We start from the raw sequence: 14190 nt of genomic DNA, 5'->3' as shown, positions 1-14190 counted from the left end.
GTTTGGGGCGCCGGCGGCGCCACGCGTGGGGCGCGCCCGCCTGGTTTTTCCCCCCGCCGGGCCCCCCCCGCCGCCCCCCCGCCCCCCCGCCCCCCCCCCCCCCCCCCCCCCCCCCCACGACGGCGTCGAACGGTTCGTCCAGGCCCCGCAACAGGTCCAGCACCGCCGCGGCGGAGAGGAAACTGTCCAGCCAGCCCTCGGCGGACTCGGGTCCCCAGCGGGGCGTCCGCGCCAGGATCTCCGTGCCGGGGCTCGCGGCCGCGCGGGCCCCGGCTTCGATCTCCTTCGTCATCGCCTCGGTGGTGTTGCAGTTGGTGACGACGATCCTCATCGGTGCTTCCTCGACACCACGTAGTAGAGGGCGGCGGACGACGCCGTCCCGATGAACCACGAGTACGGCGCGGCCGGCGCGAAGAACGGCACCAGCGCGATGACGGCGGACAACGCGGCGGTCGGGAAGAACGTCACCAGCGCACGGGGGTTCACGCGCGGGTAGATGCCGCCGTCGACGAACAGCTGCGCGACGTCGACCTTGCCGCGCCGGATCAGGTAGTAGTCGACGATCATGATCCCGAACAGCGGGCCGAGGAACGCGCCGAGCCCGCCGAGGAAGTAGTTGACCACCGCGGGCGAGGAGTACAGCTTCCACGGCAGCACGCACAGCGCGGCGACCGCGCTGATCATCCCGCCGATGGTGAACGTGATCCGCTTCGGCCAGATGTTGGCCAGGTCGTAGGCGGGGGAGACGAAGTTGGCGACGATGTTGACGCCCATGGTCGCGATCGCGAAGGTGAGCGCGCCGATGACGAGCACCGGCGTGTTGTGCACCTTGGCCAGCAGCTCGGCCGGGTCGGTGATGGCCTCGCCGAACACCTGCATGCTGCCCGCGGTGACGATCACCGACAGCAGCGCGAACGCCGTCGAGTTGATCGGCAGGCCCCAGAAGTTGCCGCGCTTCACCGTCTTCTGGTCCGGGGCGAACCGCGAGAAGTCGCAGAAGTTGAGCATGAGCGTGCCGTAGGTGGCCAGGATGAGCCCGGCCGCGCCGAACCACTGCCGGATCTGCTCCCCGGTGGACAGCTGCTTCGGGCTGCTGGTGAAGGAGATGTTCCAGTGCCCGGCGGCGAGGATCCAGACGGCGAGCGCGATCATCACGACCCAGATCGCCGGGCCGCACCAGTCCTGGAACTTGCGCACCGACTCCATGCCGCGGGTCAGGATCAGCGCCTGGACCGCCCACAGCGCGACGAAGCAGATCCAGCCGAGCGCGTGCAGGCCGAGGAACCCGTGTTCGGTCAGCGGTTTCAGGCCCGGGTCGATGGCGAGCACGAGCAGCGTGATGGCGACGCTGGCGAGGTAGGTCTGGATGCCGTACCAGAAGATCGCGATGATCGCGCGGATCAGCGCGGGCAGGTTGGCGCCGAAGGTGCCGAAGCTGATCCGCGCCACGACCGGGAACGGCACGCCGGTGCGCTGGCCGATCCGGCCCATCAGGTTCATGCCGGCGTAGATGATGATGAACCCGAACAGCAGGGCGGTGAACACCTGCCACGCCGACAGCCCGAGCACGAACAGGCCGGCCGCGAAGGTGTAGTTGCCGAGGTTGTGCACGTCGGACATCCACAGCGCGAAGATGTCGTAGACCTTCCACCGGCGTTCCTTCGCGGGGGCGAGGTCTTCGTTCCACAGCCGGGGATCGGGTGGCGTGGTCGTCTCCGGGGAAGGTTCGGTGAGCGGGGCGGCGGTCATGGGGCCCTCCGATCGACGTGCGAGGACGACGATTTGGGATACCAAACTTTGGAATCCCAAATATCACCCCGGGGTCCCCGCGAGTCAACCCTCCGGCCGATAAACTCGTGTAACGGCCGGTTACGGCGGTGTTGAAGGAGGGGCGCGGTGAACGAGCGGCAACCCCTCGCGGCCACCCGGCAGCGGGTGCGCGAGGAGCTGCGCGAACGGATCCTGACCGGGCGGCTCCGCCCGGGCGACCGGCTGGTCGAGCGCGAGCTGGCCGAGGACCTCGGCGTCTCGCGGGTGCCGGTCCGCGAGGCCATCCGCAGTCTGGAGGCCGAGGGGTTCCTCGTCGTCCAGTCGCCGCGCCGGGTCGTCGTCCGGCAGCTCGCGCGGGTCGACGTCGAGGAGCTGTTCGACGTCCGGGAGGCCCTGGAAGGCCTGGCCGCCGGGCTGGCGGCGGCCCGCGCGGGAGCGGCGGAGCTCAAGCGCCTCGAGCGCGTGCTGGCCGACGCCGCCCGCGCCACGGCCCGCGGCGACGCGGCCCGGATCACCGTGCTGAACTCGCGCTTCCACGACGAGATCGTCGCCATCGCGGGCAACGCGCTGCTCTCCACCATGCTCCAGCCCCTCGAAGGCCGGCTCCGCTGGCTCACGAGCCAGAACGAGCACTGGGCCGAACTGCTCGACGAGCACCGGCGGCTCCACGAGGCGATCGCGTCGGGGGACGCGGACCGGGCGAAGGCCTCGGCGGTCGAACACGTGCGCGTCAACCGGGAAGTCACGCTGCGTTCCCTGTTCGGCGAAGAACCCGGTGAGCGGCCCGCGGGCTGAGACCCGCCGCTTTGGTGCGGATTGCGGCCGAACGCCCGCTTTTTCAGCCATTGGCACCAGCGGTGACGCGACTTTGGTCTGTGTCACACGGCCGAACGGCGGCTTACGGTCTTCGCTCACCGGTCTCACCGACCGGTGTCCCCGCCGTTCCGGAGGTTCACTGTGCGTAGTGCGACAGTCTTCGCCGCCGCCTTCACCCTCGCTCTCACCGTCACCGGCGTCGCCGAGGCCGCCCCCGCCGGCCACGGCCACGCCCAGCGCGTCTGCTCGGTCGCACCCGCCGGGTTCGCGGCCTGCAACGCCTGGATCGACACCGACACCACCGCCACCCTGGCGGCCACGCCGTCCGGGCTGGGCCCGGCCGACCTGCTCTCCGCGTACAACCTCGGCTCGCTCGCGGGCAGCGCCGGGGCGGGCCGCACGATCGCCATCGTCGACGCCTACGACGCCCCGACCGCCTTCGCCGACGTCAACGTGTACCGCGCCCAGTACGGCATCCCCGCGCTGGCGTCCTGCACGCCGTCGTCGGTCGACGCCAGCACCACCCCGTGCTTCGCCAAGGCCGACCAGAGCGGCGGGACCAGCTACCCGCGCAAGGACGGCGGCTGGGCCCAGGAGATCTCCCTCGACCTGGACATGGCGTCGGCGATCTGCCCGAAGTGCAACATCCTGCTGGTCGAGGGCACCTCGTCGAGCTTCGCCAACCTCGGCACGGCCGTGAACACCGCCGTGCGGCTGGGCGCCGAAGTGGTCAGCAACAGCTACGGCGGCAGCGAGTTCTCCGGCGAGGCGAGCTCCGAAGGCCAGTACTTCAACCACCCCGGCGTCGCGATCACGGTCAGTTCCGGTGACTCCGGGTACGGCGTCGAGTTCCCGGCCGCGTCGCGGTACGTCACCGCGGTCGGCGGCACCAGCCTGAAGAAGGCGTCGAACACCCGCGGCTGGAGCGAGACGGCCTGGAGCGGCGCGGGCAGCGGCTGCTCGGCGTACATCACCAAGCCGTCCTGGCAGACCGACAGCGGCTGCGGCAAGCGGTCGGTGGCCGACGTCAGCGCCGTCGCCGACCCGGCCACCGGGGTCGCCGTCTACGACAGCACGGCCTACCAGGGCCGGTCCGGCTGGATGGTGTTCGGCGGCACGAGCGTCGCGGCCCCGGTCGTCGGCGGGGTCTACGCGCTCGGCGGTGTCAGCGGCGTCACGGGGGCGAACACGGTGTACTCGCACACAGGTTCGCTCTACGACGTGAGCGGCGGCAGCAACGGCTCGTGCGGCGGCAGCTACCTCTGCACCGCGGTCACCGGTTATGACGGCCCGACCGGCCTCGGTACCCCGAACGGGGCCGCTGCCTTCTGATTTCCGTTACCAGGGGCCACCACCCGCGCGTCGACACGCCCGGGTGGTGGCCCCTCACGCTGAGCATTAACATGATCACCGTAGTCGTGCATCCCCAGCGGGAGTGGCATATCCGACAGGCCCCGGTAGCCCGGCCAACAGGCGCTTCCCAGTGGCTTCATGGGAAATTCACAGAATGGGTGGCAAGTCTGAGAACGTGAACCACGCCGACGACGGTGCCGGACCGGCGGCACGATGACGACTGCCCAGGCCACGCTCGAAGCCCCCGCCCGCACGAGACCGGGCGGCAAAGCACCCTACCTGCACCAGATCGACCTGTTCCGGTTGGTCACGTTCGCCTGCGTCATCCTCATCCACGTGGTGGGCGCGACGAACTTCGCGCAGGACGTCGGCGCCAACGCGGTGGAGACGCCGCTGCACTTCACCCGGGAGGCGTTCTTCGCGCTCACCGGGTTCGTGCTGGTGTTCCAGAACCGCCGCCGCGAGTTCACCGCGGGCGACTTCTGGCGACGGCGGCTCTCGCTGGTCGCGACGCCCTACCTGGCCTGGTCGATGTTCTTCTGGGCCTACGGCCTGGTGACCGGGGAGCAGCAGCCGGGCTCGCTCGAAGCGTCGATGCGCCTGCTGCTCAAGGACCTCGTCACCGGCGGCGCCTGGTACCACCTGTACTTCCTGCTCGTGACGATGCAGGTCTACCTGCTCTTCCCGGTGCTGATGAAGGTGCTGCGCGCGACCGAGGGCAAGCACCGGTGGCTGCTGCTCGGCAGCGGCCTGGTGCAGGTCGGCGTCACGCTGTTCATGACCTACCAGCCGCTGGGCGTGAGCTACGAGACGATCACCCACCTGTACGGCACGATCCTGCCGTACCAGTTCTACACGCTGTTCGGTGCCGTGGTGGCCATGCACTTCGAGACCGTGCACGCCTGGGCGGGCCGGCACCGGCTGCTGCTCGGCGGCGCGCTCGTCGCCGTGCTGGCCGGCACCGAGTGGTACTACCTCCGTACTGTCCACAGTGGAACGTTCCCGCAGGTGGCCAGCGACCCGTTCCAGCCGTACCTGATCCCGTGGTTCCTCACCGTCATCGCGGCGATCTACGCCTTCAGCACGTGGTGGGCGGCGCGCCGGCGGGAAGGCAGCCGCGGGGCCCGGCTGGTTTCGTGGGCGGCGAACCGGTCGTTCAGCATCTTCCTCGTGCACCCGCTCGCCTTGGCCCTGCTCGGCCCGGCGATCCCGCACGTGGCGGAGCGGTTCGGCGCGCCGTGGCTGAGCGTGATCATCTACCTGGCGACGATCCTGTTGACCGTCCTGATCGTCGAGGTCCTGCGGCGGCTGCCCGGCAGCCGGGCGCTCACCGGCCGGCCGCGGCTGGCGTCGGCGAAGGGTGCGGCTTAGGTCACCCGGGTGGGTGGCGGGCGTCATATCCGGAGGCTCGGGCATGTCACAGCGCGCGGATCCGCAGGAGTGGGATATGCTGGCGGCCCGTGGGACTTCAGTCACGGGCAACCAAGTACGTCTTTGTCACCGGAGGCGTCGCCTCCTCTCTGGGTAAGGGACTCACGGCTTCCAGCCTGGGTCAGCTCCTTACCGCGCGCGGGCTTCGCGTCACGATGCAGAAGCTCGACCCCTACCTCAACGTCGACCCCGGGACGATGAACCCGTTCCAGCACGGCGAGGTGTTCGTCACCGACGACGGCGCCGAGACCGACCTCGACATCGGCCACTACGAGCGGTTCCTCGACCGCGACCTCGACGGCAAGGCCAACGTCACCACCGGCCAGGTCTACTCCGAGGTGATCGCCAAGGAGCGCCGCGGCGAGTACCTCGGCGACACCGTGCAGGTCATCCCGCACATCACCGACGAGATCAAGGCCCGGATCACCGCGGCCGCCGGGCCCGACGAGACCGGCCAGTCGCCGGACGTCGTGATCACCGAGGTCGGCGGCACGGTCGGCGACATCGAGTCCCTGCCGTTCCTGGAGGCCTGCCGCCAGGTCCGCCACGACGTCGGCCGCGACCACTGCTTCTTCCTGCACGTCTCGCTGGTGCCGTACCTGGCGCCGTCGGGCGAGCTGAAGACCAAGCCGACCCAGCACTCGGTCGCCGCGCTGCGCAACATCGGTATCCAGCCGGACGCGCTGGTCTGCCGGGCCGACCGGGAGATCCCGGAGGACCTCAAGCGCAAGATCGGCCTGATGTGCGACGTCGACACCGAGGCCGTCATCGCCTGCCCGGACGCGCGGTCCATCTACGACATCCCGAAGGTGCTGCACGGCGAGGCGCTCGACGCCTACGTCGTCCGCCGCCTCGGCCTGCCGTTCCGCGACGTCGACTGGACGGTGTGGGGCGACCTGCTCGACCGCGTGCACAACCCCAGCGAGATCGTCCGGATCGCCGTCGTCGGCAAGTACATCGACCTGCCGGACGCCTACCTCTCGGTCACCGAGGCCCTGCGGGCGGGCGGGTTCGCCCACCGCGCCAAGGTCGAGATCGTCTGGGTGGCCTCCGACGACGCGCAGACCGCGTCCGGCGCGGCCTCCGTGCTGTCCGATGTGGACGGTGTGCTGATCCCGGGCGGGTTCGGCATCCGCGGCATCGAGGGCAAGGTCGGCGCGATCGAGTACGCCCGCACCCGCGGCGTCCCGCTGCTCGGCCTGTGCCTCGGCCTGCAGTGCATGGTCATCGAGGCCGCCCGGCACCTGGCCGGCATCGAGGACGCGGGCTCGTCGGAGTTCGACGAGAACACCAAGCACCCGGTGATCTCGACCATGGCCGACCAGCGCGACGTCGTCGCGGGGGAGCGGGACATGGGCGGCACCATGCGCCTGGGCGCGTACCCGGCGAAGCTGAAGGCGGGTTCGCAGGTCGCGAAGGCGTACGGCACCACCGAGGTGTCCGAGCGGCACCGGCACCGCTACGAGGTCAACAACGCCTACCGCAAGCAGCTCACCGACGCCGGCCTGGTGTTCTCCGGCACCTCGCCGGACGACCACCTGGTCGAGTTCGTCGAGCTGCCCGCCGACAAGCACCCGTTCTTCGTCGGCACCCAGGCCCACCCCGAGCTCAAGAGCCGCCCGACCCGGCCGCACCCGCTGTTCAGCGCGTTCGTCAAGGCCGTCGTGGACCGCAAGGTCGCCGAGCGGCTGCCGGTCGAGCTGCCCGAGGCCCCGGTGGCGGCCCGATGACCGCGCCGGGCGAGCACGAGTTCAGCGTCGCGTCCAGCCGGGACGTCCACATCGGACGCGTCGTCGGCCTCCGGATCGACGAGGTCGTGATGCCGGGCGGCGACACCGCGACCCGCGAGGTGATCGAGCACCTGGGCGCGGTCGCGATCGTCGCGCTGGACGACGAGCAGCAGGTCACGCTGATCCACCAGTACCGGCACCCGATCGGGCACCGGCTGTGGGAGCTGCCCGCCGGCCTGATCGACCACCTCGGCGAGGACCCGGTGGCCACGGCCAAGCGCGAGCTCGTCGAAGAGGTCGGCCTGGCCGCGGACGACTGGGTGACCCTGGTCGACGTGGCCGCGTCGCCCGGGTTCACCGACGAGGTCGTGCGGGTCTTCCTGGCCCGCGGACTGTCCGAAGTGGACCGCGAGGTGCTCGGCGAGGAGGAGGCGGACCTGGTCATCCGCAAGTTCCCGCTCGCCGAGGCGGTCCGGATGGCCCTGGCGGGCGAGCTGCTCAACGGCGCCACGGTGTCGGGGGTGCTGGCCACCCACGCGGTCCTCACCGGCGCCGGGTCGGCCCGCCCGGCGGACGCGCCGTGGGACGACCGCCCCACGGCGTTCGCCAAGCGCAAGGAAGCGTGAGCCGCTCCGCTGCGCCCCGGCTCGGTCAGGGGCGCAGCGGGCGGCCTTCGGCGTCGAGGCCGCCGTTGGCCAGCAGGACGATGCCGTCGATGATCGGCCAGATCGCGCCGGCGCCGACGGTGATCACGCAGACGAACAGCTGCAGCAGGCCGAGGCCGATCTGGCCGGTGTAGAACCGGCCGACGCCGAAGGGCAGCACGATCTGCAGCACCCCGGCCACCGTCTTCGACCGGTACGAGTACGGCACCGGCAGTTGCGGCGCGTACGGCATCGGCGCGGGCATCGGCGGCGGTGCGTACAGCGGCATCGGCATGGTCATCGGCGCCGGCGGCGCCCCGAAGAAGCCCGGGTGCGGCTGGGGCAGGTCGCAGAACAGCGGCCGCAGGTCGCCCAGGGTGGCCGCCGCGTAGGCGTCCGTCACCCGGGTCTCGTACTCGTCCGGGGTGATGCGGCCCATGCCGAAGTGGTCGGCGAGCAGTCTCGCCGCTTCCTCGCGCTCGGCGGTGCCGATGCGGAGCTCGTCGGACTCCATGAATCCACGGTAACCGCGTGGAGCTGAGAACGGGGTTTCTGCCGGGTCACGAGCCCCGGGCGGCCTAAGGTGGCGGCGTGGCAGCCGGGGGCAGCACCGACGGCGTGATCGCCGCGTACCTCGACCACCTGGTCGTCGAACGCGGGACCGCGCGTAACACCTTGGACAGCTATGCCCGCGACCTGCGCCGGTACGCCGCGCACCTGGACGGCCTGGGTGTCGCGAAGGTCGCCGACGTCACGTCCGCGCACGTCACGGCGTTCGGCGCCGCGCTGCGGGAGGGCGACGACGAGCACCAGCCGCTCGCCGCGTCCTCGGCCGCCCGCGCGCTGGTGGCCGTGCGGGGCCTGCACAAGTTCGCGCACGCCGAGGGCCTCACCGAACACAACCCGGCCCGCGAAGTCCGGCCGCCGACACCGGCAAAGCGGCTGCCCAAGGCCCTGCCGGTCGACGACGTGCTGCGGCTGCTGGAGACCCCGCCCCCGGACGGCGAGCGCGCGCTGCGCGACCGGGCCCTGCTGGAGGTGCTCTACTCCACCGGGGCCCGGATCTCCGAGGCCGTCGGCCTGGACGTCGACGACGTCGACGCCACCGAGCGCACGGTGCTGCTCGACGGCAAGGGCGGCAAGCAGCGCCTGGTGCCGATCGGCCGTCCGGCGCTCGCCGCGCTGCACGCCTACACCGTCCGCGCCCGGCCTGCGCTCGCCGCGCACGGCCGGGGCACGGCGGCGCTGTTCCTCAACGCCCGCGGCAGCCGGCTGTCGCGGCAGAGCGCGTGGCAGGTCCTCAAGGACACCGCCGGCCGGGCGGGGATTTCCGCCGCCGTGTCGCCGCACACGCTCCGCCACTCCTTCGCCACGCACCTGCTGGAAGGCGGCGCGGATGTCCGCGTCGTCCAAGAACTGCTCGGGCACGCCTCGGTGACGACGACCCAGGTGTACACGCTGGTCACGGTCAACACGCTTCGCGAGGTGTACGCGACGGCGCACCCGCGCGCACTGGGCTAGACGGCCCTATAAAGCGTCAACAGCCTTGCCAGCCTGCACCGACGGTCGAGTGACATTGCCCCGTCGAGTCCGGCGCGTTGCTTTGCCGGGGCTCCGACTCCGGACATAGGCTGCGGCGGACGCTGACGAACAAGGAGCTTTCGCGCCATGTCGACACCGAACCAGCCGGCCGTACCGGCCGAGTCCGCCGGGTCGGCGGCGGCGAACCTCAGCCAGGTCACCATCGCGACGCCGATCGACCACGACGGTGACGATTCAGCCGAGCGCAACGGCAAGAAGGTGAAGCTCGAGGGCATCGGGCCGACCGGCCGCCCGATCCGCGAGCACCCCGATCCGGCGCCGCTGGACAAGCACGGCCCGGCCAAGATCATGGCGATGTGCAACCAGAAGGGCGGCGTCGGCAAGACGACGTCGACCATCAACCTGGGTGCCGCCCTCGCCGAGTACGGCCGCAAGGTGCTGCTGGTCGACTTCGACCCGCAGGGCGCGCTCGCCGTCGGCCTCGGCATCCAGCCGCACGAGCTGGACCAGACGGTCTACAACGCCATCATGGAGCGGTCGGTCAGCGCCACCGACGTGCTGATGAAGACCCGCGTCGACGGCGTTGACCTGCTGCCGAGCAACATCGACCTGTCCGCGGCGGAGGTCCAGCTCGTCGCCGAGGTAGGGCGCGAGCACACGTTGTTACGGGTCCTTCGTCCGGTCATGAACGACTACGACTATGTTCTTGTCGACTGCCAGCCCTCGCTCGGCCTGCTCACGGTGAACGCGCTGACCGCCGCGGACGGCGTGATCATCCCGCTGGAGTGCGAGTTCTTCAGTCTGCGAGGCGTCGCCCTCCTGATCGACACCATCGAGAAGGTCCAGGAACGCCTCAACCCCAAACTGGACATAGTCGGGATTCTCGCCACCATGTACGACCCGAGAACCCTGCATTCGAAGGAGGTCATGGCTCGCGTGGTGGAGGCATTCGGCGAGACCGTGTTCGACACGGTCATCAACCGCACCGTGCGGTTCCCCGAGACGACGGTCGCGGGTGAGCCGATCACGACCTGGGCGCCCAAGTCGGCCGGCGCGGCGGCGTACCGCCAGCTGGCCCGTGAGGTGATCGCTCGGTGAGCAGGCGCGCTTCCCTGCCCGGAGCGTCGGAACTCTTCAGGATCACCTCCAGTCCCGCCCTCGATCTCCCTCCTCAGGCCCCGCCCGAGCCCGTCGAAGAACGGCAGCCGAAGCCCGAAGGCAACGGCCGCTCCGACCAGCTCGCCCGCAGCGCGGCCCCGCACGGGTCCGGCCGGACGAAGCACGACGCGAAGATCACGGTGTACGTCTCCGGCGACGAGCTCCTGGCCATGGAGCAGGCCCGGCTGACGCTGCGCGCGAAGCACGACCTGGTCGTCGACCGCGGCCGGCTGGTCCGCGAGGCGGTGGCGGTGCTGCTGGCCGACTTCGACCAGCACGGCGACGAATCGGTGCTGGTCCAGCGGCTGCGGGTGGTCGGATCAGACGGCGGCGAAACCGAGGGCTGATGGACGAGCCGGAACCGGCTCCGGAGGTCCCCGAAGAGCACCAGACCGTGCACGGCGGGATGATCCCCGAAGGCGTCAACACCGAAGAACTGAGCACGTCGAAGTTCAAGGTGCGGCTGGCCAACTTCGAGGGGCCGTTCGACCTGCTGCTGCAGCTGATCTCGCAGCACCAGCTCGACGTCACCGAGGTGGCGTTGCACCGGGTCACCGACGACTTCATCGCCTACACGCGCGCGCTGGGCACCGACTGGAACCTCGACGAGACGACGGAGTTCCTGGTCATCGCGGCGACCCTGCTGGACCTCAAGGCGGCGCGGCTGCTGCCGTCGGCCGAGGTCGAGAGCGAAGACGACCTCGCGCTGCTCGAGGCCCGCGACCTGCTGTTCGCGCGGATCCTGCAGTACCGCGCGTACAAGCAGGTGGCGGCGCTGTTCGGCGAGCTGGAACAGAACGCGCTGCGGCGCTACCCGCGGTCGGTGGCGCTGGAGGAGCGGTTCGTCGGGCTGCTGCCCGAGGTGATGCTGGGCGTGACGCCGGAGCGGTTCGCCGACATCGCGGTGGCGGTGTTCCGCCCGAAGCCGCCGCCGACGGTGTCGATCGCGCACATCCACATGGGCCGCATCTCGGTCCGCGAACACGCGGCGGTGCTGCGGGTGATGCTGGCCGAACGCGGCCAGGCGACGTTCGGCGAGCTGGTCGACGACTGCGAGCACACGGTGGAGATCGTGGCGCGCTTCCTGGCGCTGCTGGAGCTCTACCGCGAGGCGACGGTCCAGTTCGAGCAGAGCGAGGCACTGGCCGAGCTGCACGTCCGCTGGACGGGCGGCTCGAAGGAAGAAGCCTCCGCGGCGGCCGAGCTGGACCGCGCCGCCGGAGACGAAGAGGAGTACGGGTGAGCCCGGAGAACAACGAAGTCGCCGAGGCCCCGGTGCCGCCGGCGGGCGAACCGGAGGAGGCCGCGGCGGAGCTGGCGCTGGACGAGGCGCTGTCCGGCGAGCCGGTGACCGAGGACGGCGAGCCGGTCGAGCCGCTGGCCGAGGAGGCCGCTGCCGGCGAGCCGGAAGCGCCGGCCGGGGACGCGGCCGCCCCACCCGAGGCCGCCGAGCCCGAGCAGGCCGAGGCTGCCGAGCCCGAGCCGGTCGAAGCCGCCGAATCCGAGCCCGAGCTGGAACCCGAGCCGGCCGAACCCGAACCCGAGCCCGGCCCCGAGGATCCCGAGTCCGACCTCGTCGCCGCCGGTGACGCCGACTCCATGCCGGACGTCACCTCCGATGAAACCCTCGAAGCCGCCCTCGAGGCGCTTCTCCTCATCGTCGACTCCCCGGCCGGCGAAGAACTCCTCGCCGACACCCTCGGCCAACCCAAGGCGCGGATCGTCGTCGCCCTCCGCACCATGGCGCAGAAGTTCACCGACCGGGCCTCCGGGATCGACCTGCGGCGCGTCGGCGAAGGGTGGCGGTTCTACACTAGGGACGTCTATGCCCCGTTCGTGGAGAAGCTCCTGCTGGACGGCCAGCGGTCGAAGCTGACCAGGGCCGCGCTGGAGAGCCTCGCCGTGATCGCGTACCGGCAGCCGGTGACCCGTGCGCGGGTCGCCGCGGTGCGCGGCGTGAACGTGGACGGCGTGATCCGGACGCTGCTCGCGCGCGGCCTCATCGAAGAGATGGGGACCGATCCCGAGACGACCGGCACGCTGTACGTGACGACCGAGCTGTTCCTGGAGCGACTGGGGCTTTCGTCACTGAACGACCTGCCGCCCATCGCTCCGTTGCTACCCGAAGTGGACACCATCGATGACATCCAGTGAACACCCCGACGGCGTCCGGCTGCAGAAGGTGCTGTCGCAGGCCGGGGTCGCCTCCCGGCGCGCGGCGGAGGACCTGATCGTCGCCGGCCGGGTCGAGGTGGACGGCGAGGTCGTCACCGAGCTGGGCCGCCGCGTCGACCCGGACAACGCGATCATCCACGTCGACGGCACCCGGGTGAACCTGCGCGACGACCTCATCTACCTCGCCCTGAACAAGCCCAAGGGCGTGCACTCGACGATGTCGGACGACCGCGGCCGCCCCTGCGTCGGCGACTACCTGCGCGGCCGCTACGAGGAGACGCCCGGCGTCGTGCACGTCGGCCGGCTCGACGAGAACACCGAGGGCCTGCTGCTGCTGACCAACGACGGCGACCTCGGGCACCGCCTGATGCACCCGTCGTACCGGGTGCTCAAGACCTACCTCGCCGAGGTCGATGGCCTGGTGCCGCGCGGGCTCGGCAAGGAGCTGCGCAAGGGCTGGGAGCTGCCGGACGGGATCGTCAAGGTCGACCAGTTCCGGGTCAAGGACATGCACTCCGGCAAGTCGCTGGTCGAGCTGGTGATCCACGAGGGCAAGAAGCACATCGTGCGCCGCCTGCTCAAGGACACCGGCCACCCGGTGCTCAAGCTGGTCCGCACCGCGGTCGGCGACGTCCAGCTCGGCAACCAGCGCGTCGGCTCGATCCGGCGGCTCACGAAGACCGAGGTCGGTGCGCTCTACCGCAACGTCGAGCTCTGAGTCCTTCCGGGGTCATCGCACGGCGGTGACGAAGCCGCCGGCGGCCGCGTCGTCTTCCGACGGCCGGCCGTAGCCGGCGGCGACGTCCGCGCGGGTGACCGTCGACGGCTGCCAGCCGTGGGCGGCCAGCCACTCCGGCCCGGTGTCCCGGAGGCCGCCGAGCCACAGGCCGGTGACGTGCTCACCGCCTTCGGTTTCGCGGGCGCGGGAGAAAAGGCTGCTCGCGGAGTCTGCCGGGCGGTGCTCGAACGACACCCGGCTGCCCGGCGCCGACAGCTCGCCGACGGTGGTCAGGAGCCGTTCGGCGTCCTCGTACGACAAGTAGATCAGCAGGCCTTCGGCCAGCCACGCGGTCGGCGCGGCCGGGTCGAACCCCGCGCCGCGCAGCGCGGTGGCCCAGTCCTCCCGCAGGTCCGCGCGCACGACGGCCCGTTCGCACGCCGGTGTCGCGCGCTGTTCGGCGAGAACGCCGTCCTTGAACGCCAGGACTTCCGGCAGGTCGAGCTCGAACAGCCGGGTGCCCGGCGGCCAGGCGAGCCGGAACGCCCGCGTGTCGAGCCCGGCCGCGAGCAGCACGACCTGCCCGCAGCCGGCGCCGAGCAGGTAGTCGTCGAAGAACCGGGTGCGGATCACGATCTGCGCGTAGAAGAGCGAGCCGAGCCCGGCCTGCGCGCCGCCGCGGCCCGCGTCGGGCAGCACCGACCGGCCCGCTTCGACGAACGCGGCCGCGTACGGGTCGTCGAACAGGCGGTCCGGGCGGGAACTCTCGTAGGCGCGCAGTGCAGCGACACCGACGGCGGTGCGGCTCACCGCGGGCAGGGACTCGGTCACGATCCCAACGTACGCCCGACTT

Annotated in this window: 15 protein-coding genes; 11 read left to right on the top strand and 4 right to left on the bottom strand. The window is 71.1% G+C overall.

The window, feature by feature from the left end:
- Positions 1 to 331: aspartate/glutamate racemase family protein (locus tag AB0J55_RS29650; protein ID WP_364255549.1), on the bottom strand; the 331-nt coding region annotated here is incomplete at its 3' end.
- Positions 328 to 1749, bottom strand: a complete 1422-nt coding sequence (locus AB0J55_RS29645; RefSeq protein WP_364255546.1) for an NCS1 family nucleobase:cation symporter-1 — start codon at positions 1747 to 1749, stop codon at positions 328 to 330. The genes AB0J55_RS29650 and AB0J55_RS29645, both read right to left, overlap by 4 nt.
- Before the next feature lie 147 nt (positions 1750 to 1896).
- Between AB0J55_RS29645 and AB0J55_RS29640 the strand changes: the two genes are divergently transcribed.
- The 5 genes from AB0J55_RS29640 (at position 1897) to AB0J55_RS29620 (ending at position 7726) form a co-directional block, all read left to right on the top strand.
- Positions 1897 to 2565, top strand: coding sequence for a GntR family transcriptional regulator (locus AB0J55_RS29640; protein WP_364255543.1), 669 nt, complete (start codon positions 1897 to 1899; stop codon positions 2563 to 2565).
- 162 nt (positions 2566 to 2727) lie between these two features.
- Entirely contained in the window at positions 2728 to 3918 is a 1191-nt protein-coding gene (locus AB0J55_RS29635) for a peptidase S8 (protein WP_364255541.1), read from the top strand.
- A gap of 234 nt (positions 3919 to 4152) precedes the next feature.
- Positions 4153 to 5310: an acyltransferase gene (locus AB0J55_RS29630; RefSeq protein WP_364255538.1), complete on the top strand. Its 1158-nt coding sequence runs from the start codon at positions 4153 to 4155 to the stop codon at positions 5308 to 5310.
- 89 nt (positions 5311 to 5399) lie between these two features.
- Complete coding sequence (locus AB0J55_RS29625) at positions 5400 to 7100, top strand: CTP synthase (protein WP_364255535.1); 1701 nt, start codon at positions 5400 to 5402, stop codon at positions 7098 to 7100.
- Positions 7097 to 7726: an NUDIX hydrolase gene (locus AB0J55_RS29620; protein ID WP_364255532.1), complete on the top strand. Its 630-nt coding sequence runs from the start codon at positions 7097 to 7099 to the stop codon at positions 7724 to 7726. Before AB0J55_RS29625 ends, AB0J55_RS29620 begins: the two co-directional genes overlap by 4 nt.
- 25 nt (positions 7727 to 7751) lie before the next feature.
- Here the strand turns inward: AB0J55_RS29620 and AB0J55_RS29615 are convergent, their stop codons facing one another.
- On the bottom strand, positions 7752 to 8258 hold the full coding sequence (locus AB0J55_RS29615; RefSeq protein ID WP_364255529.1) for a DUF1707 domain-containing protein: 507 nt from the start codon (positions 8256 to 8258) through the stop codon (positions 7752 to 7754).
- 104 nt (positions 8259 to 8362) lie between these two features.
- On the opposite strand from AB0J55_RS29615, the gene xerD reads away from it, so the two are divergent.
- The 6 genes from xerD (at position 8363) to AB0J55_RS29585 (ending at position 13337) form a co-directional block, all read left to right on the top strand.
- Entirely contained in the window at positions 8363 to 9265 is a 903-nt protein-coding gene (gene xerD, locus AB0J55_RS29610) for a site-specific tyrosine recombinase XerD (RefSeq protein ID WP_364255582.1), read from the top strand.
- A 147-nt stretch (positions 9266 to 9412) separates the two neighbouring features.
- Positions 9413 to 10384, top strand: a complete 972-nt coding sequence (locus AB0J55_RS29605) for a ParA family protein (protein WP_364255526.1) — start codon at positions 9413 to 9415, stop codon at positions 10382 to 10384.
- Positions 10381 to 10791 carry a cobyrinic acid a,c-diamide synthase gene (locus AB0J55_RS29600; RefSeq protein WP_364255523.1) on the top strand — a complete coding sequence of 137 codons (411 nt, stop codon included), beginning with the start codon at positions 10381 to 10383 and terminating at the stop codon, positions 10789 to 10791. Before AB0J55_RS29605 ends, AB0J55_RS29600 begins: the two co-directional genes overlap by 4 nt.
- Positions 10791 to 11687, top strand: a complete 897-nt coding sequence (locus AB0J55_RS29595; protein WP_364255520.1) for a segregation/condensation protein A — start codon at positions 10791 to 10793, stop codon at positions 11685 to 11687. The genes AB0J55_RS29600 and AB0J55_RS29595 overlap by 1 nt, the downstream gene beginning before the upstream one ends.
- Positions 11684 to 12598: an SMC-Scp complex subunit ScpB gene (scpB, locus tag AB0J55_RS29590; RefSeq protein ID WP_364255517.1), complete on the top strand. Its 915-nt coding sequence runs from the start codon at positions 11684 to 11686 to the stop codon at positions 12596 to 12598. Before AB0J55_RS29595 ends, scpB begins: the two co-directional genes overlap by 4 nt.
- Complete coding sequence (locus tag AB0J55_RS29585; RefSeq protein ID WP_285450088.1) at positions 12585 to 13337, top strand: pseudouridine synthase; 753 nt, start codon at positions 12585 to 12587, stop codon at positions 13335 to 13337. Before scpB ends, AB0J55_RS29585 begins: the two co-directional genes overlap by 14 nt.
- 12 nt (positions 13338 to 13349) lie before the next feature.
- Here the strand turns inward: AB0J55_RS29585 and AB0J55_RS29580 are convergent, their stop codons facing one another.
- Positions 13350 to 14168, bottom strand: coding sequence for an SAM-dependent methyltransferase (locus AB0J55_RS29580; RefSeq protein ID WP_364255514.1), 819 nt, complete (start codon positions 14166 to 14168; stop codon positions 13350 to 13352).
- Positions 14169 to 14190: the final 22 nt, after the last annotated feature.

It is taken from the genome of Amycolatopsis sp. NPDC049688 (genome assembly GCF_040674975.1).
Lineage (GTDB): Bacteria > Actinomycetota > Actinomycetes > Mycobacteriales > Pseudonocardiaceae > Amycolatopsis.
The sequence above is the reverse complement of the archived record's forward strand: the minus strand, read 5'-3'. Positions and strand labels throughout refer to the sequence as shown.

Coding starts and splice junctions, on each gene's coding strand:
- AB0J55_RS29645 (WP_364255546.1), bottom strand. CDS start 1,749: ATGACCGCCGCCCCGCTCACCGAACCTTCCCCGGAGACGACCACGCCA.
- AB0J55_RS29630 (WP_364255538.1), top strand. CDS start 4,153: ATGACGACTGCCCAGGCCACGCTCGAAGCCCCCGCCCGCACGAGACCG.
- AB0J55_RS29620 (WP_364255532.1), top strand. CDS start 7,097: ATGACCGCGCCGGGCGAGCACGAGTTCAGCGTCGCGTCCAGCCGGGAC.
- AB0J55_RS29615 (WP_364255529.1), bottom strand. CDS start 8,258: ATGGAGTCCGACGAGCTCCGCATCGGCACCGCCGAGCGCGAGGAAGCG.
- AB0J55_RS29605 (WP_364255526.1), top strand. CDS start 9,413: ATGTCGACACCGAACCAGCCGGCCGTACCGGCCGAGTCCGCCGGGTCG.
- AB0J55_RS29595 (WP_364255520.1), top strand. CDS start 10,791: ATGGACGAGCCGGAACCGGCTCCGGAGGTCCCCGAAGAGCACCAGACC.
- AB0J55_RS29585 (WP_285450088.1), top strand. CDS start 12,585: ATGACATCCAGTGAACACCCCGACGGCGTCCGGCTGCAGAAGGTGCTG.